General features: G+C 72.8%; 19 protein-coding genes and 10 pseudogenes. 16 read left to right on the forward strand and 13 right to left on the reverse strand.

Annotation, left to right across the window (positions count from 1 at the left end; translation table 11 throughout):
* Positions 1-75 precede the first annotated feature (75 nt).
* From G5V59_RS31005 to G5V59_RS31020, 4 genes and pseudogenes are all read left to right on the forward strand, one after another.
* Positions 76-150: pseudogene (locus tag G5V59_RS31005) on the forward strand (acyl-CoA dehydrogenase family protein); the annotation flags it as partial.
* A gap of 58 nt (positions 151-208) precedes the next feature.
* Positions 209-544, forward strand: a pseudogene (locus G5V59_RS31010) (acyl-CoA dehydrogenase family protein); the annotation flags it as partial.
* A 112-nt stretch (positions 545-656) separates the two neighbouring features.
* Positions 657-905: pseudogene (locus tag G5V59_RS31015) on the forward strand (acyl-CoA dehydrogenase family protein); the annotation flags it as partial.
* A 100-nt stretch (positions 906-1,005) separates the two neighbouring features.
* On the forward strand, positions 1,006-1,158 hold the full coding sequence (locus tag G5V59_RS31020) for an acyl-CoA dehydrogenase family protein (protein WP_278260164.1): 153 nt from the start codon (positions 1,006-1,008) through the stop codon (positions 1,156-1,158).
* A gap of 122 nt (positions 1,159-1,280) precedes the next feature.
* On the opposite strand, the gene G5V59_RS31025 is transcribed toward G5V59_RS31020, so the two are convergent.
* Positions 1,281-1,847 (reverse strand): hypothetical protein, encoded by a 567-nt coding sequence (locus G5V59_RS31025; protein ID WP_278259025.1) that lies wholly within the window; start codon positions 1,845-1,847, stop codon positions 1,281-1,283.
* Between the two features lie 145 nt (positions 1,848-1,992).
* Positions 1,993-3,216 carry a nucleoside triphosphate pyrophosphatase gene (locus G5V59_RS31030; RefSeq protein WP_278259026.1) on the reverse strand — a complete coding sequence of 408 codons (1,224 nt, stop codon included), beginning with the start codon at positions 3,214-3,216 and terminating at the stop codon, positions 1,993-1,995.
* A gap of 163 nt (positions 3,217-3,379) precedes the next feature.
* On the opposite strand from G5V59_RS31030, the gene G5V59_RS31035 reads away from it, so the two are divergent.
* The gene (locus G5V59_RS31035) at positions 3,380-3,802 is read left to right on the forward strand and encodes a GtrA family protein (protein WP_278259027.1); all 423 of its coding nucleotides are present in this window, start codon (positions 3,380-3,382) and stop codon (positions 3,800-3,802) included.
* A 40-nt stretch (positions 3,803-3,842) separates the two neighbouring features.
* On the opposite strand, the gene G5V59_RS31040 is transcribed toward G5V59_RS31035, so the two are convergent.
* Genes G5V59_RS31040 through G5V59_RS31050 form a run of 3 tightly spaced genes read right to left on the reverse strand, consistent with a single transcriptional unit; the run spans position 3,843 to position 5,117 of the window.
* Entirely contained in the window at positions 3,843-4,091 is a 249-nt protein-coding gene (locus G5V59_RS31040; protein WP_278259028.1) for a hypothetical protein, read from the reverse strand.
* Positions 4,092-4,096: 5 nt separating this feature from the next.
* A complete protein-coding gene (locus G5V59_RS31045; protein WP_278259029.1) occupies positions 4,097-4,492 on the reverse strand; it encodes a glycosyltransferase in 396 nt (131 codons plus the stop codon).
* Positions 4,452-5,117, reverse strand: a complete 666-nt coding sequence (locus G5V59_RS31050; RefSeq protein ID WP_278259030.1) for a class I SAM-dependent methyltransferase — start codon at positions 5,115-5,117, stop codon at positions 4,452-4,454. Before G5V59_RS31050 ends, G5V59_RS31045 begins: the two co-directional genes overlap by 41 nt.
* Before the next feature lie 130 nt (positions 5,118-5,247).
* Here G5V59_RS31050 and G5V59_RS31055 point away from each other — a divergent pair, with 130 nt between their 5' ends.
* From G5V59_RS31055 to G5V59_RS31075, 5 genes are read left to right on the forward strand one after another with little or no spacing between them, the layout of a single operon-like run.
* Complete coding sequence (locus G5V59_RS31055; RefSeq protein WP_278259031.1) at positions 5,248-5,940, forward strand: hypothetical protein; 693 nt, start codon at positions 5,248-5,250, stop codon at positions 5,938-5,940.
* Positions 5,871-6,809: a hypothetical protein gene (locus tag G5V59_RS31060; RefSeq protein ID WP_278259032.1), complete on the forward strand. Its 939-nt coding sequence runs from the start codon at positions 5,871-5,873 to the stop codon at positions 6,807-6,809. The genes G5V59_RS31055 and G5V59_RS31060 overlap by 70 nt, the downstream gene beginning before the upstream one ends.
* Entirely contained in the window at positions 6,767-7,507 is a 741-nt protein-coding gene (locus G5V59_RS31065) for a hypothetical protein (RefSeq protein ID WP_278259033.1), read from the forward strand. Before G5V59_RS31060 ends, G5V59_RS31065 begins: the two co-directional genes overlap by 43 nt.
* Positions 7,504-7,686, forward strand: coding sequence for a hypothetical protein (locus G5V59_RS31070; protein WP_278259034.1), 183 nt, complete (start codon positions 7,504-7,506; stop codon positions 7,684-7,686). Before G5V59_RS31065 ends, G5V59_RS31070 begins: the two co-directional genes overlap by 4 nt.
* Positions 7,683-7,922: a hypothetical protein gene (locus G5V59_RS31075; RefSeq protein ID WP_278259035.1), complete on the forward strand. Its 240-nt coding sequence runs from the start codon at positions 7,683-7,685 to the stop codon at positions 7,920-7,922. Before G5V59_RS31070 ends, G5V59_RS31075 begins: the two co-directional genes overlap by 4 nt.
* 195 nt (positions 7,923-8,117) lie before the next feature.
* Here G5V59_RS31075 and G5V59_RS38105 read toward each other — a convergent pair.
* The 6 genes and pseudogenes from G5V59_RS38105 to G5V59_RS31105 form a co-directional block, all read right to left on the reverse strand.
* Positions 8,118-8,624 (reverse strand): annotated as a pseudogene (locus tag G5V59_RS38105) (crosslink repair DNA glycosylase YcaQ family protein); the annotation flags it as partial.
* A gap of 350 nt (positions 8,625-8,974) precedes the next feature.
* Positions 8,975-9,451 carry a DUF885 domain-containing protein gene (locus G5V59_RS31085; RefSeq protein ID WP_278260165.1) on the reverse strand — a complete coding sequence of 159 codons (477 nt, stop codon included), beginning with the start codon at positions 9,449-9,451 and terminating at the stop codon, positions 8,975-8,977.
* 61 nt (positions 9,452-9,512) lie between these two features.
* Positions 9,513-9,866, reverse strand: a pseudogene (locus tag G5V59_RS31090) (DUF885 family protein); the annotation flags it as partial.
* 64 nt (positions 9,867-9,930) lie between these two features.
* Positions 9,931-10,476: pseudogene (locus G5V59_RS31095) on the reverse strand (DUF885 family protein); the annotation flags it as partial.
* Between the two features lie 182 nt (positions 10,477-10,658).
* A complete protein-coding gene (locus tag G5V59_RS31100; RefSeq protein WP_341351344.1) occupies positions 10,659-10,943 on the reverse strand; it encodes a WYL domain-containing protein in 285 nt (94 codons plus the stop codon).
* 91 nt (positions 10,944-11,034) lie between these two features.
* Positions 11,035-11,637: pseudogene (locus G5V59_RS31105) on the reverse strand (HTH domain-containing protein); the annotation flags it as partial.
* A gap of 54 nt (positions 11,638-11,691) precedes the next feature.
* Between G5V59_RS31105 and G5V59_RS31110 the strand changes: the two are divergent.
* The 4 genes and pseudogenes from G5V59_RS31110 to G5V59_RS31125 form a co-directional block, all read left to right on the forward strand.
* A pseudogene (locus G5V59_RS31110) lies at positions 11,692-11,835 on the forward strand (epoxide hydrolase N-terminal domain-containing protein); the annotation flags it as partial.
* A gap of 292 nt (positions 11,836-12,127) precedes the next feature.
* Complete coding sequence (locus tag G5V59_RS31115; RefSeq protein ID WP_278259036.1) at positions 12,128-12,814, forward strand: hypothetical protein; 687 nt, start codon at positions 12,128-12,130, stop codon at positions 12,812-12,814.
* A 38-nt stretch (positions 12,815-12,852) separates the two neighbouring features.
* Complete coding sequence (locus G5V59_RS31120) at positions 12,853-13,134, forward strand: CopG family transcriptional regulator (protein WP_278259037.1); 282 nt, start codon at positions 12,853-12,855, stop codon at positions 13,132-13,134.
* A complete protein-coding gene (locus tag G5V59_RS31125) occupies positions 13,121-13,549 on the forward strand; it encodes a TA system VapC family ribonuclease toxin (RefSeq protein WP_278259038.1) in 429 nt (142 codons plus the stop codon). The genes G5V59_RS31120 and G5V59_RS31125 overlap by 14 nt, the downstream gene beginning before the upstream one ends.
* 3 nt (positions 13,550-13,552) lie before the next feature.
* Here the strand turns inward: G5V59_RS31125 and G5V59_RS31130 are convergent, their stop codons facing one another.
* Both G5V59_RS31130 and G5V59_RS31135 read right to left on the reverse strand, forming a co-directional pair.
* Positions 13,553-13,792 (reverse strand): acyl-CoA carboxylase subunit epsilon, encoded by a 240-nt coding sequence (locus G5V59_RS31130; RefSeq protein ID WP_278259039.1) that lies wholly within the window; start codon positions 13,790-13,792, stop codon positions 13,553-13,555.
* Positions 13,789-15,400: pseudogene (locus G5V59_RS31135) on the reverse strand (acyl-CoA carboxylase subunit beta). Before G5V59_RS31135 ends, G5V59_RS31130 begins: the two are co-directional and overlap by 4 nt.
* Before the next feature lie 168 nt (positions 15,401-15,568).
* Here G5V59_RS31135 and G5V59_RS31140 point away from each other — a divergent pair.
* Positions 15,569-15,904 (forward strand): annotated as a pseudogene (locus tag G5V59_RS31140) (biotin--[acetyl-CoA-carboxylase] ligase); the annotation flags it as partial.
* Between the two features lie 293 nt (positions 15,905-16,197).
* Complete coding sequence (locus G5V59_RS31145) at positions 16,198-16,296, forward strand: hypothetical protein (protein WP_278260167.1); 99 nt, start codon at positions 16,198-16,200, stop codon at positions 16,294-16,296.
* The last annotated feature ends 140 nt before the right edge of the window (positions 16,297-16,436 follow it).

Below are 16,436 nucleotides of genomic sequence, written 5' to 3' on the forward strand. Positions count from 1 at the left end.
CGGTGCGGGACTTCGCCGACGCGACGATCCGGCCGCACGTCGCCGCCTGGGACAGGGACCACCACTTCCCGACCGATGTCGTGCAGAAGATGGGCGAGTCTCGGCCTGTTCGGCCTGACCGCCCCCGAGGAGTACGGCGGGGCCGGGCTCGACGCCGCCGACGGCCCCTTCACCTCGCTCTGCCTGGCCATCGAGGAGCCTCGGCCGGGTGGACCAGTCGATCGGCATCACCCTGGAGGCCGGCGTCGGCCTCGGCATCAACCCGATCCTGACCTACGGCACCGAGGAGCAGAAGCAGCAGTGGCTGCCCGACCTCGTCGCGGGCCAGCGCCTGGCCGGCTTCGGCCTGACCGAGCCGGGCGCGGGCTCCGACGCCGGGGCGACCAAGACCCGCGCCGAGGTCGACAACGGCGAGTGGGTGATCAACGGGTCCAAGCAGTTCATCACCAACTCCGGCTCCGCGATCACCTCGCTGGTCACCGTGACCGCCCGCACCGGGGTGTCGGAGAGCGGCCGTCCGGAGATCTCCGCGATCCTGGTGCCCGCGGGCACGCCCGGCTTCGTCGCCGAGCCGCCGTACGACAAAGCTCGGCTGGAACATCTCCGACACGCACCCGCTGACCTTCACCGACGTCCGGGTGCCCGAGGCGAACCTGGTGGGGGAGCGCGGCCGCGGCTACGCCCAGTTCCTCGGCGTCCTCGACGACGGCCGGGTCGCCATCGCGGCGCTCGCCGTGGGCCTGATCCAGGCCTGCGTGGACCTGTGCGTGGAGTACTCCCTCGACCGGCAGACCATGGGCGGCCCGATCGGGCGCAAGCAGGGGGTCGCCTTCCAGATCGCCGACCTCGAGGTGATGCTGCACGCCTCGCGGCTGCTGACCTACCGTGCCGCCGCAATGAAGGACGCCATGCTCGGCGGGCGCGGGCCCTCGATGAAGGAGTTCAAGCAGGCGGCCTCGGTCGCCAAGCCTCTACACCTCGGAGTCGGCCGTCACCGCCACCCGGATCGCCACCCAGGTCTTCGGCGGCTACGGCTTCATGGAGGAGTACGCCGTGGCGCGCTTCTACCGCGACGCCAAGATCCTCGAGATCGGTGAGGGCACCTCGGAGGTCCAGCGGATGCTCATCGCGCGGGGGCTCGGCCTGCCCGTGGAGTGACTGTCTCCTGACGCAGGCTTGCCACCTTCTGCCACAAGGTGCAGGGTGGGTGGTGGGACGATCCCAGGCCCGGTGGGTGTGTGTGGGGCACCCCGCCGGGTCGTCCCGGCTCGAGTCGGTCGTCACCCGCGGTGGCGACCGCCGCGCTCGTGGTGCCCGAGCGGCCGCCCGGCGCCGGCGTGCGGGTGGCTCCGGCGGTGCCGGCGCAGCCGGGCGAGCAGGACCGTGCCGAGCAGCAGCGCCGCGACCCCGCCGCCGAGGGCCAGCATCCGCCGGCTCACCGCGGGCGACTCCTCGTGCGGAGCGGCCGCGGGCTCGACCGCCGGCGGCGGCGCCTCCAGGGTGCCGTCGACCAGCCGGGAGGCGGCCTGTGGCCCGACCAGCCCGTCCACCGGCGTGTACGCCGGCACGCCGTCGCCGGCCTCACCGCTGACGCGCACGGTGAGTGTCGCCCGTACCTGCGGCCCGCTCGCGTCCCCGGTGCCGCTCCAGCGCACCAGCACGTAGTGGATCCCCGCCAGCGCCTCGGTGGTGAGGCTCGCGTCGTAGGAGTTGCGGTTCGCGTACGACACCACCTGCGACTGCGCCCCCGTCCGGAGCCGGCCGCCCGCCGCGCCGGGCACCCTCCAGTCCGCCGGCCGGTCCCGGCTGAAGGGCCGCTCGCTGGTGCCGAGCAGGGGCGAGACCACGTCGGCCGTGATCCCCGCCGGCGCCGGTACGCCGGCCGGCAACCGCGCGTCGAGCCTGCACCTGCAGCGTCTGGTCCCAGTCGAGCGGCACGGCGAGCACCCGGGTCCGGCCCGGGCGCAGGCTCAGCGCGTAGCCTGCCGTCGCTCACCACCGGCGCGTTCGTCGGCGTGGTGCCGGCCGGCACCCGCCGGGGCTCGACCGCCGGGCGCAGCGTGGTCCACGGCACCGGCGCCGGGGTCGGCAGCAGGTCGAGGCCGAAGTCGGAGAGCGGCGGCTCCTCGTAGACCAGCAGGCTCCACCTCCCGCCCCGCGTCGGCGCTCTCGTCGGGCTCGCCGACGGTGAGGTGGAGCTCCCGCGCGGTCGCGCACGGGTGGTCGCTGACGTCGGTCCACGTGGTCAGGTTGGTGAAGAGCACCGGCGCCGGCTCGCCGAGGGTGGGGCGGAACACGCCGCCGCTGCCGCAGCCCTGGTCGCCGGGCGTCGTACCGGCCTGGATCCGGATGCCCTCGCCGACCGAGTCGCCGGCGCCCACGAACATCACCGCGACGTGGAAGGTGCTGCCGGTGGCGCTGCGGGGGAGCCGGTAGTGCAGGCTGCCCCGCGCGGGCAGCCGGTCGAGGTAGCGGCCGGTGGCGAGAGCCGGGGCGTGCGCGGCCGTCGGCGTGCCGCGCACCGCGGTGCCGGCCAGCGTTGGGCCCGGGTCGTCGGCGACGGCCGGAGGCGACGCGGCGAGGCTGGCGAGGGCCGCGAGGGCGGCGGCGAGCCGGGTCAGCGCGCCCAGAGGTCGGTCCACTGGTGACCGAGCCCCTGACCAGCCCGCGCAGCAGGGGCAGGCTGACCCCCACGACGTTGTGGTGGTCACCCTCGATGCCGGTGACGAAGCCGCCGCCGAGGCCGTCCACGGTGAAGGCGCCGGCGACGTGCAGCGGCTCACCGGTGGCGACGTACGCCGCGATCTCCGCGTCCGTCACGTCGGCGAAGTGCACCACCGTGGACGCCGTGGCGGCCGCCTGGCGGCCGGTCGCGACGTCGTGCAGGCAGTGCCCGCTGTGGAGCACGCCCGAGCGCCCGCGCAGGGCGTGCCAGCGTCGTACCGCCTCCTCGGGGTCGCCCGGCTTGCCCAGTGCCTCGCCGTCCAGCTCCAGCACCGAGTCGCAGCCGAGCACCAGCGCGCCCGACGGGACCTCCTCGCGTCCGGCCACCGCCGTGCACTTGAGCTCGGCCGGGCGCAGCGCCGACTCGGCGGGCGGGACACCGACGACCTGCGACTCGTCGACCCCCGAGACGATCACCGTGGGCTCGATGCCCGCGCTGCGCAGGGTGGCGAGCCGGGCAGGAGAGGCGGAGGCCAGGACGAGGTGCGGCACGGCGACACCCTAGCGGCGGCCGTCGCGTCGCTTCGTGCCCGACGGGGGCCGAGGGGTACGGTGACGGCGACCCACCACCACCTCCAGAGGTCTTGGATGAACACCCTGCGCCGTCTCTACAACGCTGGCCTCGCCCTGCTGCCCGAGCCTGGGCAAGTTCGGCGTGGTCGGCATCGTCGGCCTGGTCGTCGACGCCGGCGGATTCAACCTGCTCCGCTTCGCGGGTGGGGAGGGGCCGCTGCACGACGCCCCGCTGACGGCGAAGATCGTGTCCTCCGCCCTGGCGACCATCGTCTCCTGGCTGGGACACCGGTACTGGACCTTCAGCCATGGCCGGCGCGACACCGTCCACCACGAGTTCCTGCTCTTCGTCGTGATGTGCACCATCGGCACCGCCATCGCGGTGGGGTGCCTGTGGCTGTCCCACTACGTGCTGGGCCTCCAGTCCGCGCTCAGCGACAACATCGCCGCCAACGTCGTCGGGCTCGGCCTCGGCACGGCCTTTCGCTGGTGGGCCTACCGGTCCGTGGTGTTCAGCCACACCGAGGAGCGGCGGGCTGAGGCGTCGGTCAGCGTCCGCGCCTGATCGAGAAGCCTCCGCAGCCGCATCCGGAGGACGAGGAAGATCATCTCGAACCCGAGCCTGCAGGGTCTTGCCGAAGTCGCCGGTGACCGAGGACACACCGACCCGGGGGTGGTAGTTGACCGGAACCTGCACCAGCCGGATCCGCATGATCACCGCGATCAGGAGCATCTCCAGGCCGTAGGCCGAGCCGTCGAGCCGCGAGCGCGACAGCACCACCTGGGCCTGCTCCCGGGTCATCACCCGGAAGGTGCAGCCCACGTCGCTGAGGTAAGCTGGTGTTGTAGAGCACCTCGATCAGCCTTGGCGACCGCCCAGTTCCCCCACTGCAGGAACCAGCCCATGTTGGCCCCGCGCCAGATGAAGTTCGACACCGTGCGCGAGCCGACGACGTAGTCGCACTCGGGCATGAACGCCAGCAGACTTGTGCAGGTCGGCGGGGTCGAAGGTGCCGTCCGGCTCGCAGATCGCCACCAGGTCGGTGTCGGCCTCGCGCAGCCCGCGCTTGATCGCCGCGCCGTATCCCTGGGTCGTCTCGACGACCTCGCGGGCGCCGGTGCGGGCGACCTCCTCGGAGGTTCCCTCGGCGGCGTTGTTGTTGACGACGATGACCTCGTCGACGACGTCCAGCGCCTCGAACCGCGCCGCGATGTCAGCGATGCTGTCCTTCTCGTTGTACGTCGGAAGGACCACCGAGAGCGTCTTGCCGTTCCACATCCGAGAATCCCCTTAATTGTGACCGGGACGCCGCGCGACAGCGAGCATCTGGCCGGCCAGCGGCTTGATCGGCGAGCGAAGGTACCACGGCACCAGGAAGGTCAGGCCGGAGCCGCGGGACTTCATCGTGAGGGGCAGGAACCGCGCCTGGACCGTCTCGATCTCCCAGCCCTCGGAGACCAGGTAGTCGTGCAGCGACTGGTCGGTGAACACCGCGACGTGGGTGAAGTCGTCGAAGTAGCGGCCCGGGTTGAGCCGGAAGTTCGGCTGCATGAGGATGAGCCGGCCACCCGGCTTGAGCACCCGGTGCGCCTCGGCGAGGAGCCTTCGTCGCGTCCGCCCGCTCGAGGTGCTCGAGCAGGTTGGAGGCGAAGACCACGTCGAAGTCGCCGGCGCCGAAGTCGCTGAGGTCCGTGCAGTCACCGACCACGGCCTCCACGTGCTCGGCGGCCGCGGAGCGCACCGTGGCGTCCAGGTCGAGCGCCACCACGCGGCGAGCGGTCACCTGGTTGGCGAAGTCGCACCATCCCGCGCCGAGCTCCAGCACGGCGGCGTCGGCAGGGATCCAGCGAGCGAGGTAGGCACAGATGTGGGCCCACACCTGACCGCGGCTGGCGTTGGCCGCGAGTCGTGTCTCGAAGTATCCCGGGCGGTAGGTAGCGTTGTCGGGCGATGACTCCTGGCTGTCAGACACAGGAGCGAACGTAGCAGCCGGAGAAGAGGGGACCGCAGTGGAGTCTGCCGTGGGTGGGAGGGCGCTGCCGCGCTGGACGGGCAGGCTCGTGGGAGGCGTCACGGCCCTGCTGGTGCTGGGACTGTGGGCCTGGGCGGGCGTGGCCGGCATGCCCTGGTGGGACCTGCTCCGCGCGACGGTGTCGGTCCTGCTGACCACGCTGCTCCCCGGTGTCCTGGCGTGGCGTGCCGTCCGGCCCCGTGCCGGCTGGTGGGCCGAGGACCTCGGGCTGGGCTTCGGCATCGGCTCCGTCGTCGCGCTGCTGTCCCAGATCCCCGCAGGTCTGCTCGGTCAGGCCTGGATCGCGGTCGCTCTGCCCTGGGCCTTCGCTGCCGTCCTCCTCGCCGTACCCGTCACGCGTGAGCGGATCCGCACGGCCGAGACGACGCGGGTGCCTCTGTGGTGGTGGCCCCTCGTCTCGGCGTGCATGCTGCTCCTCGTCCCCCAGCAGCGGGAGTACTTCCGCTCCAACCCCGTCGACTGGACCGGCCTGGCTCGCCCGCACATCGACTCGCCGCTCCACATCGCGCTGACCAGCCAGGCTGGCCGAACGGGGGCCGACCACGTTCCCCTGGGTGCAGAGCGAGGAGCCTGGGCTACCACTGGCTCAGCCACGCCTGGATGGCCCAGGTCGGCGTCACCTCCGGCGCGGAGCTCGACGGCGTCGTGCTCCGCCTCATGCCGGCACTGATGTTGATCGTCGTGCCGGTCGCGATCGCCGCCGCAGGCATGCGGCTGACCGGCAAGACCTGGGCCGGGCCGGCCGCGGCGTTCCTGGCCGTCGGCTGCGGGCAGATGAACGCACTGGGTGCGGCCCTCGTGGTCCGGCCGATCGTGCCCGAGTCGCCCACCCTCGGCCTGTCGGTGCCCATGCTGATGGGCCTGGTCGTCCTGCTCGTGACCCGATGGCGCGGCACCGCACTGCCCGGCGCATGGGTGGTGATGGTCCTGCTCGCGGTGGGCGCATCAGGGACGAAGGGCTCTGCGACGCCCCTGGTCGTCGCCGGTCTCGGTGTCGCCGGGCTCGCGATGATCGTGCTCAACCGCGCACGGGTCCTGCGGATCTTCGTCGACGGCTGCCTCGTGGTCGCGGCGCTCGTCGTGGTGGTGGTCACGGTCTTCCGCGGTTCGGGCGCCGGTCTCCACCTGAGCCTGGCCGACGCGGCGGACGCCACCTGGGCCTCGCACTTCCTCGGCACCGACACCTTCGTGCACCGCGAGTCTCTCCGCCACGATGGCCCTCCTCGGCGTGCTCACGCCGGCCGTGGTGGGGCTGTGCCTGTTCGCCTACAAGCGCTGGCGCGACGACCCCGAGCCGTGGTTCCTGCTGGGCTGCGGGCTCGCCGGAGCCGGCGCGATCGCCGTGTTCGGTCACCCCGGCGCCAGCCAGGGCTACTTCGCCATCCAGGCGGGGCCGGTCCTCATGCTGCTGGCGGTCCTCGGCATCTCGGGCCTGGAGGACCAGTGGTCGCGTCGCCAGCCTGTTCACCGTCCTCGGCATCGCCGCGCTCGCCGGCGTGCTCGCCGCGCGTGGCCCGGTCGTCCTGCTGGGCGAGATGAGCAGCGGGGACGAGGTCGATGCGCTGGTCCGCGTCGTTCTCACGACAGCCGTGCTGGGGGCCGGGATGACGGCCGCCTTCCTCGTCGCACGTGACCAGCGCCGGATCGCCGCCCTCGCCGGCCTGGGGCTCGCCGTGATCGCGGGCGGTGTCGCGGGCAACTACCAGGCGCTGCAGCCCCGTCCCCAGTCTCCCGAGGCGGCGAAGCCGCTGAAGGCGGATGACTTCGGGGTCATCAGCCGCTCGGCGGTCAACGCCGCGCGCTGGATCCGGGACCACTCCGAGCGCGACGACGTCGTGATGTCCAACCGGCACTGCTACATCTGGCAGGACCCCGCGCGCGACGGCTGCGACAGCCGCTGGTTCGTGGTCGCTGCGTACTCCGAGCGCCAGATGCTCCTCGAGGGCTGGACCGCGACGCCGCGCTCGGCGAAGGAGGGCCCGCACGGCCGCGACTCGATCACCATCGCCTACTGGGACCCCGGTCTCCCGGCGCTCAACGACGGCTTCATCGCCTCGCCGACAGCCGCCGAGGCTCGTGTCCTCCACGACAAGTACGGCGTGCGCTGGGTGTTCGTCGACCGCAGGCTCCCGCACGCGGGACCGTCGGCCTTCGCGCCCTACACCGGCAAGCGGATGGCGTTCCGCGGGGTCGACGTCTACGAGTCTGCGCGGCTGAGCCGGCCGGCACCGTCATGACGCGCATCCGGCTCGTGTCGCTCGTCGCAGCGGTGACCAGCCTGCGCGGTCCTGCTGCTCGTCGGCACGGCCTGGGCCGGGTTGAAGCTCGCCGACGGGTGGGGTCGCGAGGAGCCTGTGGCAGGACTGCGCCACCGACGCCACGCTGTCCGGTCCGCAGGGCTACTGCGTCGTGGTGAGCCGCTATCCCGCCACGCCCGTCCACTCGCGGCGCACCTACCTGGAGATCGCCCCGGTGCGGGACGGCAAGCCCGACGACTACCGCTTCGTCGCGGCGTACCCCTTCTCCGACGGCTCGGCCGGCGACCCGCTCGAGGTCGACTGGTCGGCCCTCGCCGAGCGCATCGTGGTGCGGGACCCGGAGACCGGGGCGAGCATCACCTACACCGCCGAGCAGTACGCCGGCGGGCGCTAGCCGCGCACGACCTCCAGGCCCAGCCAGGCCGCCAGGGCGTCGATCTCGGCGGCCACCGCCTCCCCGGTCTCCGGAGGCCAGGCCCCGTCCTCGTGCACCGCGTGGACCCGCAGCACCCCGGCCTTGCGGTCCGCCTTGGCGTCGAGCTTTGCCGACCAGCCGGTCGTCGTGGAGGACGGGGAGCGCGAAGTAGCCCCACCGGCGCGCGGCGGCGGGCTTGTACATCTCCAGGACGTACTCGAAGCCGAACAGGTCCAGCGCGCGGTCGCGGTCGTGGACGAGGCGGTCGAAGGGGGAGAGCAGCGCGCAGCGACCCGCGAGGGGGTCGTCCGCCGCGTCGAGGGCGTCCGGGTCGGCGCACCAGGTGCCCTCGGTGCCGGCGACCGTGACCGGGATGCCCACGCCGGAGGCGAAGGGCCGGGAGATCCCCAGTGCCGCGAGGGCACGACGGTCGAGCGCGGCCCGTGCGTCGTCGTACGACGGGACGGTGAGGTCCGACGGGTAGACCCGCTCGGCGAGGTCGTAGACCCGCAGGCGGCCACGGCGCCCGCTGATCGCGACGTCGCCGACCAGGGTGAGCATCTCCAGGAGCCGGTTGACGTTCTTGTCGTTGTTCCAGCCGCTCGAGGCCCACGGCACCTGGCAGGTGTCGGGGACCTCGGCGGCGGTGGCGGGGCCCTCGGCGTCGAGCCGGGCCAGCACGTCGGCGCGGAAGCCGGCGTTGGCGGCCAGCCACTCGTGCAGTCGGGGGTGCAGGCTCGGCGGGGAGGGTGGCGAGCACCAGCCCGATGTCGTCGGCGGGGCGGACGAAGGAGGAGTGCTCGACCAGCGAGCGCTCGGTCTCCAGCGCGAAGGTGAGGTCGGAGTGCTCGTAGTCCGACCCGAGCCGCGACCACAGGACCAGGTCCACGCTCGGCGCGACCGCTGCCGTCGGGTCGACCTGGAGCAGGGTCAGGCTCCTCGACGACCTCGGCGACCGATCGGCCGCGGTGGGCGTCGAGGAGCCTGCGCGCGGACCGCGATCCGCCGCGCCTGCTCCACCCCCAGCGTGGTCACAGCCGGGCGAGCGCGGCCTTGAGGGGGTCCAGCCCGAGCGAGCCGAGGTCGAGCGCGGCCGTGTGGAAGGCCTTGAGGTCGAAGGCGTCGCCGTGGCGGGCCTGGGCGTCGGCACGGGCGTCCAGCCAGATCCGCTCGCCGACCTTGTACGACGGCGCCTGGCCCGGCCAGCCGAGGTAGCGGTTGACCTCGAAGCGCAGCGACCCGTCGTCCATCCGCGAGTGGGCGCGCATGAACTCGAAGACCTTGTCGGCGTCCCACACCTCGCCCGGCCGGAAGCCGAAGGGGTTGTCCTGCGGGACCTGCAGGCCGAGGTGGACGCCGATGTCGACGATCACCCGCGCGGCCCGGAAGCCCTGCATGTCGAGGAAGCCGAGCCGCTCGCCGGGGTCGGCGAAGTAGCCGAGCTCGTCCATCAGCCGCTCGGCGTACAGCGCCCAGCCCTCGCCGTGACCGCTGACCCAGCACAGCAGCCGCTGCCACCGGTTGAGGAGACTCGGCCCGGTGCACGACCTGGGCGCACTGGAGGTGGTGGCCGGGCACGCCCTCGTGGAAGACGGTCGTGGTCTCGCGCCAGGTGGAGAAGTACTTGTTGTCGTCGGTGAAGGAGAACCACATGGTCCCGGGGCGGGTGAAGCCCTCCGCGGGCGGGGAGTACCAGGCGCCGCCGTCGTTGACCGGCGCGACCTTGCACTGCAGGGTGCGGATCGGCTCGGCGATGTCGAAGTGCACGCCGTCGAAGGCGCGCAGGATCTCGTCGGAGCGGGCCTGCATCCACTCCTGGAAGGCCTCGCGGCTGCCGCAGTCGCGGGCCGGGTCGGCGTCCAGCGCGGCGACCGCGTCGGCGACGGTGCCGCCGGGCACGATCCGCTGCGCGGTGGCGGCCATGTCGTCCTCGATCCGCTTGAGCCTCCTCCCAGCCCCAGGCGTAGGTCTCCTCCAGGTCGACGCTCGCGCCGAGGAAGTAGCGCGAGGCCAGGGCGTAGGCCTCGCGACCGACCCCGTCGGTCTCCCGGCCGCGCGGCTGCAGGTCGGTCTCCACGAACCGGCCGAAGGAGGCGTACGCCGACGAGGCGGCCTCCGCGGCCTTGGTCAGCCCGTCGCGGACCGGCTCCGGAGCGGCGGCGACCGCGCGCAGGAAGTAGTCGCCCGCGGTGCCCTCCTGGCCGGTCCACCCGCGGACCTGGCTCGCCACCTCGGCGTACTGGCGGCGGGCGGCGAGGTGTCCCTTGTCCGCCTCCTCCAGCAGGGTCGTGCGGTAGCCGTCGAGGGCGGCGGGGATGGCGGCCAGCCGCGAGCCGATCGCGTCCCAGTCCTCCGCGGTCTCGGTGGGCATCAGGTCGAAGACCTCGCGCACCGCGTGCACGGCGCTGCTGATCACCGAGAACTCGCTGCGCTCCACGCCCGCGTCGGCGCGCTCGACGCTGAGCCCGACGCGCTCGAGGAAGGCGTCCTTGGCGACCTGCTCGCGCTCGTCGGCGACGTCGAGCGCGGCCACCTCGGCCAGAGCAGTGCGGTGCAGGCTCCTCCCGGGCGGCGAAGCCGTCGGGGGAGAGGTCGGGCAGGTCGCCGTCGTGCCCGGGGATCCCGGCGTAGGTGGCCGTGATCGGGTCGAGGGCGGCGAGGTCCTCGACGAACTGGTCGGTCCGGGCGTCCACGAGTCGCGTCATGCTGCCGACCCTAGGGGGCGGAACCGACCACCGCACCGGCATATCGCTGCGCCAGCACCCGCAGGTGGTCGACCAGGGCGGCCGGCGACTCCACGGTGAAGTCCAGGCCGAGCATCCCGATCCACACCGCGACCACCTCCAGGCTGTCGCCGCCGGTGACCAGCACGCTGCGCCCGTCGGGACGGGTCTCGACGACGCCGACGGCCGGGTTGATCCGGGCCAGCACCTCCTCGGCGGGCGCGTCGATCACCAGCCGGGCGTGCACCGACCAGCCGGTCCGGGCCACCTCGCGCACGACCAGACTCGGTGAGGTCGCCCGGCAGCGCGGCGGGCGTGAACGCGCGGCCGCCGGGCAGGCGCAGGGTCATCCAGTCCACCCGGTACGGCGCCCAGGCTCTCGTCTCGGGCGAGCGGCCCACCACGAACCACCGCCGCTGCCAGGCCACCAGCCGGTAGGGCTCGACCTCGATCCGCTCGCGCTCGTCGTCGGGGCCGGCGCCGTAGAACGCCCGCAGTCCGCGGTGGTCGCGGATCGCGGCGGCGATCTCGGTGAGCACGCCCGCGTCGACCTCGGGGTCCTCGACGTTGGAGTCGGTGTTGACCGGACCGGCCTCGGTCGCCTCGCGCAGCGAGGCCAGGTGGCGGCGCAGCCGGTCCGGCAGCACGTGCTCCAGCCTGGTCAGCGCCCGGGCGCCGCTCTCCTCGAAACCCGCGACGCCGGTGACGGTGCGCAGCCCGACGGCGACCGCGACGGCCTCCTCGTCGTCGAGCAGCAGCGGTGGCAGCTGCGCACCGACGCCCAGCCGGTAGTGCCCGGCCCGCCCGCGCGCGGCCTCGACCGGATAGCCGAGGTCGCGCAGCCGGGCGACGTCGTTGCGCACCGTCCGCTCGGTCACGGCCAGTCGCTCGGCGAGCTCGGGAGCGGTCCACTCGACCCGCGACTGGAGCAGCCCGAGGAGCGCCAGGACCCGTCCGGAAGTTTTCTGCACGAGGCCGTTCTAACAGGAAAGAACCGTTCCGGTATCGCTCCTAACGTCCGTGCCATGAACCAGATCACGCCCTTCACCATCGACATCGCCGACGCCGACCTCACCGACCTCCGCGACCGTCTCGACCGCACCCGCTTCGCTCCCGCCGTGCCCGGCGACTCCTGGGAGTACGGCACCCCGGAGTCCTACCTGCGCGACATGGTCGAGCGCTGGAAGTCCTTCGACTGGCGCGCGGTCGAGGCCCGGCTCAACGCCTACGACAGACTTCGTCACCGAGATCGACGGCCAGCGCATCCACTTCCTGCACGTCCGCTCGAAGCACGCGGACGCCACCCCGTTGCTGCTCGCGCACACCTACCCGGGCTCGGTGCTCGACTTCCTCGACATGATCGACCCGCTCGTCGACCCCGAGGCGCACGGCGGCACCGCCGAGCAGGCCTTCCACCTGGTGATCCCCTCGATGCCGGGCTTCGGCTGGTCGACCCCCGTCGTGGAGACCGGCTGGACGATGAAGCGGGTCGCCTCGGCGTACGACGTGCTGATGCGCCGCCTCGGCTACGACTCCTACGGCGTCCACGGCAGCGACGGCGGCGCGATGGTCGGCCGTGAGTCTCGCGGTGGCGGACCCGGAGGGCTTCCGCGGCGCGCACGTGCTGCACCTGTTCTCGTTCCCGTCGGGCGACCCGGCCGAGTTCGAGGGCTTCGGGCCGAAGGAGTACGCCGCGCTGGAGCACATGCAGTGGTTCCAGTCGGTCGGCGGCTACAACTCCATGAACGGCACCCGTCCCCAGACCGTGGCCGCCGGTCTGGCCGACTCCCCGGTCGCGGTGCTGGCCTACAGCGAGCCTGTTCGAGAGCCTTCGGCAACGGCACCAGCCTGGTCACGCCCGAGCAGGTGCTGGCCCAGGCCACGCTCTACTGGCTGACCAACACCTACGGCTCCGCGGCCCGCTACCACTACGAGGAGCAGCACGCCGGTGCCGAGCCGGTCGTCAGCACCGGCCGGATCGGGGTCGCGGTGTTCAAGGACGACTTCCAGACGATCCGCTCGCTGGCCGAGCGCGACAACGCCGGAATCACGCACTGGTCGGAGCACCCCCGCGGGGGTCACTTCGCGGCGATGGAGGTCCCCGAGGACGTGGTCGCGGACCTCCGGGTGTTCTTCGCGACCGCTTGATGCAGGTGATGCGTCCGCGGTGATGCTAGCGTCATCACATGCGGACGACGGTCAACCTGCACGACGGGCTCCCGGAGACCGCGAAGCGTCGCGCCCAGGAGCGCGGGATCACCCTCGGCGACCTGGTCGAGGAGTCCCTGCGCCGCTACCTCGTCGCCGCCGACGACCCGGTGCCGGCCGGCCCACCCCTCCCCGTGTTCCGGGGGAGGGGTGGTCTGCGTCCCGGGGTCGACCTGACGACCAACGCCGGGCTGCACGACGCGACGTACGCCGAGGAGGACGCGGCGGTCGCCGCGCAGGTCGTCCGTGAACATCCCTGACGTCAACGTCCTGGTCGCGCTCTTCCGGCCCGACCACGGCCTCAGCCGCGCGGCCACCGCCTGGTGGGCGGAGTCCGTGGACCGCGGCGAGCCGTTCACGGTGCCGGACGTGGTGTGGTCGGGCTTCACCCGGGTCGTCACCAACGGGCGCATCTTCGAGGAGCCGGCCTCCTTCGCGCAGGCCCAGGGCTTCGTGGGCGCCGTCGTCGCCCAGCCGACGCACTCCACCTGGGTCGCCCACCCGCGCACCCTCGAGGAGTTCGCCCGGATCGGGGCGGAGGCCTCGGCCCGCGGCAACCTGGTGACCGACGCCTACATCGCGGCCTGCGCCGCGACGTACGGCGGCACGGTGGTCACCTTCGACCGCGACTACCGCAGGTTCGACGGGCTCCGCGTGCGCGAGCTCAGCGCCTGAGGGTCAGCGCGGCAGGCCGCTGGCCCGCCAGGCGCCCCGGCCGGCGTGCAGGCCGCGGCCGGGGGAGGAGCGCACCGCGCGCTCCGGCGAGGCCCACTCCGAGCGCGGTGGCTCGGGCGCGGCCTCCCCACCGCCCAGGGCGGAGAGCACCGCGACGATCGCGGCGACCTCCTCCGGGGTGGTCGCGGGCGTGACGATGCGGAGCAGGGGAGCCTGCTCCGGCGCCGTGCTCTGCTCGCTCACAGCGGGATGTTCCCGTGCTTCTTCGGGGGCAGCGACTCGCGCTTGGTGCGCAGGAGGCGCAGCGCCTTGACGACCTCGGCGCGGGTCTCGGACGGCATGATCACGCCGTCGACGTACCCGCGCTCGGCGGCGATGTAGGGGTTCGCCAGCGTGGTCTCGTACTCGTCGATGAGACTCGGCACGGCGAGCCTCGACGTCGCCGCCCTCGGCCTCCACCGCCGCGAGGGTCCGTCGGTGCACGATGTTGGCCGCGCCCTGCGCGCCCATCACCGCGATCTGCGCCGTGGGCCAGGCGAGGTTGATGTCGGCACCGAGGTGCTTGGAGCCCATCACGTCGTACGCGCCGCCGTAGGCCTTGCGGGTGATGATCGTGACCAGCGGGACGGTGGCCTCGGCGTAGGCGTAGATCAGGCTTTCGCGCCGCGGCGGATGATGCCGAGGTGCTCCTGGTCGACGCCGGGCAGGAAGCCGGGCACGTCGACGAAGGTCAGCACCGGGATGTTGAAGGCATCGCAGAAGCGCACGAAGCGCGCGGCCTTCTCCGAGGCGTCGATGTCGAGGGTGCCGGCGAACTGCATCGGCTGGTTGGCCACGATGCCGACGGGGCGGCCCTCGACGCGGCCGTAGCCGGTGATGATGTTCGGGGCGAAGAGTCTGCTGGACCTCGAGGAAGTCGCCCTCGTCGACGACGGCGCCGATGACGTCGTGCATGTCGTAGGGCTGGTTCGGCGAGTCCGGGATCAGCGTGTCGAGCGCCAGGTCGGTCTCGGACGCCGACAGGTCCGCCTCCTCGTCGTAGGCCGGGGCCTCGTCGAGGTTGTTCTGCGGCAGGAACGACAGCAGCGCCTTGACGTACTCGATGGCGTCCTCCTCGTCGGAGGCCATGTAGTGCGCGTTGCCGGACTTGGTGTTGTGGGCCCGGGCGCCGCCGAGCTCCTCCATCGTGACGTCCTCGCCGGTGACGGTCTTGATCACGTCGGGGCCGGTGATGAACATCGCCGAGGTCTGGTCGACCATCACGGTGAAGTCGGTGACGGCGGGGGAGTAGACGTGCCCGCCGGCGCAGTTGCCCATGATCAGGCTGATCTGCGGGATGACGCCCGAGGCGTGGACGTTGCGGCGGAAGATCTCGCCGTACAGGCCGAGGGAGACCACGCCCTCCTGGATCCGGGCGCCGGCGCCCTCGTTGATCCCGATGATCGGGGAGCCGGTCTTGATCGCCAGGTCCATGACCTTGGTGATCTTCTCGCCGTAGACCTCGCCCAGCGAGCCGCCGAAGACAGTGAAGTCCTGGGAGAACACGCAGACCTGGCGGCCCTCGACGGTGCCGTAGCCGGTGATCACGCCGTCGCCGTAGGGGCGGTTCTTCTCCAGCCCGAAGGCGGTGGAGCGGTGGCGCGCGAACTCGTCGAGACTCGACGAAGGCTGCCCTCGTCGAAGAGCAGACTCGATGCGCTCGCGCGCGGTCTTGCGTCCCTTCGCGTGCTGCTTCTCCTGCGCCTTGGCGGCGGGAGCGTGCACCGCCTCGTCGGTACGACGGTCCAGGTCGGCGATCTTTCCGGCCGTGGTGTGAAGGTCGATCTCTGCCGGCTGCGGCTGGGCGGTCAAGGGGGCCTCCTCGTTCTCCGGACACCCCGGGGTTTCCTCGGAGCGCCTGCTGCGCCAGGGTAGTGCCCGTGACTCTCGGCTCGACCCAGCACCCGGACCGTGGACCCCTCGACGGGGAACGGATCACCGCGGCCTTCGCCCTGACCCCCGGCCTCGCCCTCGAGCCTGCTGCCGGTCGCTCCGTCCACCAACGAGGTCGCTCGCGAGCGCGCTCGGGCCGGTGCGGCGGAGGGACTCGTGGTCGCGGCCGACCACCAGGCCGCCGGCCGCGGCCGCCTCGACCGGACCTGGGAGACCCCGCCCGGCACGGCGGTGACCTTCTCGCTGGTGCTGCGCCCGAGCGTGCCCGCGGCGTCGTGGCCGTGGCTGCCGCTGCTCGTGGGGCACACCGTGGCCAAGGCCCTCACCGCGCTGGGCTACGACGCCCGGGTGAAGTGGCCCAACGACGTGCTCCTGGACGGCGACCGCAAGGTCGCCGGCATCCTCGTCGAGCGGGTGGACACCCCGGAGGGCCCGGCCGCGATCATCGGCGTCGGGATCAACGTCACGATGACCGCCGAGGAGCCTGCCGGTCGAGACGGCCACCAGCCTGGCGATCTCCGCACCCGGCGCCCCCGACCGCACCCAGGTGCTGCTCGAGGTGGTGGCTGCGATCCGCGAGGGCTACGACCTGTGGCAGGCCGGCGGCGAGACTCGGCACGGCGCGCCTCGCCACGTCGTACCGCTCGCACTGCGCGACCCTGGGCCGCGACGTCCGCGTGGACCTGCCGGGCGGCGGCGCGCTGTCCGGACGGGCGGTGGACGTGGACCCCGACGGGCGCCTGGTGGTGGAGACCGCGAACGGCACCGAGCGGGTCGGTGCGGGCGACGTCGTGCACGTACGGGCGACGGACTGACCTCCGAGGTGGGATGATCGCGCCGTGGCCATCTCCAAGAAGCCTGCTCAACCCCGGTGAGCGCCTGATCATCAGCACCCGCCAGCACCCCAAGGCGCTGTTCGGGCCGATCCTGGTGCTGGTCCTGCTCCTCGCCGTCG

The sequence above is a fragment of the Nocardioides convexus genome (assembly GCF_011090295.1).